This is a genomic window from Streptomyces sp. NPDC093064 (assembly GCF_044754605.1).
Taxonomy (GTDB): Bacteria; Actinomycetota; Actinomycetes; order Streptomycetales; family Streptomycetaceae; genus Streptomyces.
Window position 1 is genome coordinate 1 of sequence record NZ_JBIVPK010000136.1, and the last position, 2,618, is coordinate 2,618.

General features: G+C 66.5%; 2 protein-coding genes and 1 pseudogene. 1 reads left to right on the forward strand and 2 read right to left on the reverse strand.

From position 1 onward, the window contains the following. Window positions 1-132: 132 nt before the first annotated feature. Window positions 133-576, forward strand: coding sequence for a helix-turn-helix domain-containing protein (locus tag ACIQFZ_RS43370; RefSeq protein WP_306092228.1), 444 nt, complete (start codon window positions 133-135; stop codon window positions 574-576). 67 nt (window positions 577-643) lie between these two features. Here the strand turns inward: ACIQFZ_RS43370 and ACIQFZ_RS43375 are convergent, their stop codons facing one another. Next, window positions 644-1,486: an IS5 family transposase gene (locus tag ACIQFZ_RS43375; RefSeq protein WP_402693994.1), complete on the reverse strand. Its 843-nt coding sequence runs from the start codon at window positions 1,484-1,486 to the stop codon at window positions 644-646. 123 nt (window positions 1,487-1,609) lie between these two features. Then, a pseudogene (locus tag ACIQFZ_RS43380) lies at window positions 1,610-2,483 on the reverse strand (IS5 family transposase). Between the last annotated feature and the right edge of the window lie 135 nt (window positions 2,484-2,618).

Consider the following 2,618-nt stretch of genomic DNA (forward strand, 5'->3'; position numbering starts at 1 on the left):
ATGGTGTGCCTTTCGTGTTGAGCCAGGGGATGGTGCCTGACGGCGCCTTGCACCACTATTGGTGCGTAGCTTCTTGTTGGGAAGTAGGCACTTCGAAGTGCGTAAGGCACCCACGGGTGAGAGGAATGGTCCATGGCGACGATGACGGCAGCCCAGCAAAGGGCACAGGCCAAGGTGGAGTACGACGCCTTCGTGGCGGCCTGCCCCAGCCGCAAGCTGCTCGACCGGATCTCGGACAAGTGGGTCACGCTGATCCTGGCCGCGCTCGGCAGCGACAGCGCGCATCAGCCCGGCGCCGACTGCGCCGGCGGGCCCCGGGTGATGCGCTACTCGGAGCTGCAGCGCCTGCTGGCCGGCGTCAGCCAGAAGATGCTCACCCAGACGCTGCGCTCCCTGGAGCGCGACGGCCTGGTGTCCCGCACTGTGGTGCCGACCGTGCCGGTCACGGTCTCCTACGAGCTGACCGATCTCGGCCTGTCGCTGTACGAGATGATGCGAGGCCTCAAGGCCTGGGCCGAGACGCACATGGACGATGTGCTTGCCAACCGCGAGACCTACGACACCCGCGTCGCCTGAACCACACCAGGGTTGCTCATCAGCGCCGAACGGTCTGCGCGTAAGAGGCCGGGCAGATGGACGGGGCTCAAGGACGTCGCTTGGGGCGGTCGTCCCAGCGGTGGGTGGGCCAGGCTCGGCGGATCAGGCTACGGACGGTGATGATCGTGTCTGCGAGGTCGAAGAAGGCGTTGGCGACGGTCGCACGACGCTCGTAGCAGCGGGCAAGGCGGTGGAAGGCGTACTGCCAGGCGTGGGTGCGCTCGACGTGCCACCGCTCGCTGGCCTGGATCGGCGCCTTCTCGCCCTTGTGCGCGATGCGGCCGTGCAGGTTGCGGGCGGCGAGTTCGGTGCGGGTCTTGTACGAGTCGTAGCCGGCGTCCAGTTGCACGGTGATGTCGTCGGGCAACGGTCCCAGGTGCTCCAGCAAGTCCAGGGTCGCGGCGAGCAGTGGGGAGTCGTGGCGGTTCGCTCCGGCGGGGACCCTGCCGAGCGGGATTCCGTAACCATCGGTCATGCCCGAGCGTTTGAGGCCTTGCTTGCCGCGGTCGACCGGTGAGCGCCCGGCGACCTCGCCGCCGCCGGGGGCCTTGGTGATGGAGCCGTCGATGGCGATCTGGTCGAGCACGAGTCCGACGATCCGGTCGTAGGACTCCAGCGCGATCTGCTTGAGCCGGGCGAAGACGCCGAGGGAGATCCACTCGTCGCGGCGGTTGCGCATGGTGGTCGCCGAGCAGGTGGTGTCGGCGATCGCCTGGTACGAGCAGCCGAACCGCAGCAGTTGCAGTAGCTTGTCGAACACGATCCGGTCGCCGATGCGGGGCCGGTGACACCCCAACGGGTGGGCCGGATCGACCGCGGGACGCTCGGGCAGCAGGGCCGCGAATTGGTCCCACAGCGGGTCGGTCAGCCATGCTGGAAGAACGGGCACAGGTCTCCCCAGTGATCACAGAGCGTCGCAACTCCATGATCACGGAGACCAGTCTCCGCCTCGCTGCCCGGGTGCCCCACCCGCCGATCTGCGCAGGCTCTAAAGTCTGTTGCACTGTGCTGGTTACAGCCACTCGTTGATGGCGGCGACCAACACGGTCGCTACGTAGCGAACAGCAAGTTTGTCGTATCTCGCGGCTACGGCCCGGTGCCTTTTCAACCGATTGATCCCGCACTCCGCCGCGTGACGTTCTCGGTAGTCGGTCTTATCGAACTTCGGGGGCGACCGCCGCGGGAACCGAGCTTCTTACGGTTGCGGACTTGGTCGGCTTTTTCCGGGATCGTGCAGCCGATGCCACGCCTTCGCAGGTAGCTACGGTTCGCTCGGGATCCGTAGGCCCTATCCGCCCGGACCTTGTCTGGCCGGGTACGCGGTCGACCCTGGCCGGTGCGGGGCACCCGGATGGCATCGAGGACCGGCTGGAACTGCGGACTGTCATGCCGGTGGCCGGCAGCAACAAGCAGCGACAGTGGCTTCTGGCCCTGCTCAACCGCCAAATGGAGTTTGGTGGTCAGCCCGCCGCGCGAGTGCCCGAGGCCGTGGTCGTCGGGCTCGACGTCGACGCCGCCGGGAGGCTCCTTCTGCAGTTCCCCTTTTTACGCGCCCCAGCGGCGTGCTGATGCGCTCGGGCAATGGTGGAGTCCACCCTGACGTCCCAGGTGATGAGGCCCTTCACGTCGGCCTCGGCCTGCAACTGCTCGAAGAGCCTCTTCCAGGTGCCATTGCGCTGCCAGCGTCGGAACAGGTCGTAGACCCGGCCCCACGGCCCATACCGTTCCGGAACATCCCGCCACGGTGCACCGGTCCTGGTCCTCCACCGTATGCCGTCGATCAGCTGCCGACGTGTCCACGTCGGCGGCCGACCCGGCTTCTTCCCACGTGGCAGCAACGGCTCAAGCTTTGCCCACTGGCCATTCGTCAGGTTCCCTCGCCCCACGGCTCTTGATCATCTACGACCTTGATCAATTTTCGCAACAGGCCCTAGTAGTACTTCGTTAGGTTGGTTTGATCTTGGGTGCCGAGTCCGGCAGGCTGCCCGTGTGGACTTGGGGGAGATCGAGCAACTCCGGGG